The sequence below is a fragment of the Streptomyces sp. UH6 genome, assembly GCF_013421635.1.
In the GTDB taxonomy this organism is placed as follows: Bacteria; Actinomycetota; Actinomycetes; order Streptomycetales; family Streptomycetaceae; genus Streptomyces; species Streptomyces abyssomicinicus.
Map to the genome: position 1 here is coordinate 1 of NZ_JACADT010001418.1, position 1,058 is coordinate 1,058.

The following is a 1,058-nucleotide window of genomic DNA, read 5'->3' on the forward strand; positions in this document are numbered from 1 at the left end:
CCGCAAGGCGCGGCTGCGGGTCGCCAAGGCGGACCCGTGGTCGGTGATGAAGGTCGGCTTCCTGCTCTCCATCGCGCTGGGCATCTGCACGGTGGTGGCCTCGGCCGTGCTGTGGCTGGTGATGGACGCGATGGGCGTCTTCTCCACGGTCGGCAGGACCATCGCGGAGGCCACCGGCTCGGAGGGGTCCAACGGCTTCGACCTCCAGGGCTTCCTGTCGCTTCCGAACGTGCTGATGTTCAGCGCCGTGATCGCGGTGCTGAACGTCGTACTGATGACGGCGCTGGCGACGCTGGGCGCCTTCATCTACAACCTCTCCGCCGGCTTCGTCGGCGGCGTGGAGCTGACCCTCGCCGAGGACGAGTAGCGCCACCGGCCGCCTCCGGGAGGGTGGCGCGGCCGGCCTGCGAGAACCGATTTTGGGAGTTCGCATGTCGTGCGCTAATCTTCAGGAGTCAGCGCGCGGGACACACACCGCACAGCGCGGCGGGGCTATAGCTCAGTTGGTTAGAGCGCATCCCTGATAAGGATGAGGCCACAGGTTCAAATCCTGTTAGCCCCACAGAAGCAGTACACGTCGAGAGGGCGTCTCCCCGAGTGGGAGACGCCCTCTCGACGTTGTGGGCTGCGCGCGGTGGGCTGCTGATGGATCTCGGCGGGAGGGGCGACGCGCCTGGCCCGGTGCCGAGTCCCGGGCGGCCGTACGCACCACAGACCCTCGGCCCCTCGGGGCCGGGGGTCTTCTTCTTCTGGCGGCCTCTCGTGCCGCCGTGTGTGCGCGGCCTGGGACGGCCTGCGGGACGCCCGGGGAAACGCCGCCGGCCCGCCGGATGAGGGCGGGCTCGAGAGGGCGTGACGCGGGAGCGTGGACCGGGGGACGTTCCGCATGCGCGGGTCCGGTCGGTGGTGCGGGGTGGGCGGTGGCCGTGGACTGTGCGGTGGCCGTGGAGTGGGCGGTACCGAGGGGCTGCGCGCCGCGGCAAGGGGTGCGCGGGCTCGGGGGTGGTGGGGGCGGTACGGGAGCAGTGGTGACGTCGGTGCCGGGGCGCGGTGTCCGG

Annotated in this window: 1 protein-coding gene and 1 tRNA gene; both read left to right on the top strand. The window is 71.2% G+C overall.

Features of this window, described 5'->3' with window-relative positions:
• A partial coding sequence (locus HW445_RS32280; RefSeq protein WP_180224295.1) for a DUF3566 domain-containing protein occupies nt 1-367 on the top strand: 367 nt, incomplete at its 5' end.
• 121 nt (nt 368-488) lie between these two features.
• Nucleotides 489-562: transfer RNA gene (locus tag HW445_RS32285), tRNA-Ile, on the top strand.
• Nucleotides 563-1,058 lie beyond the last annotated feature (496 nt).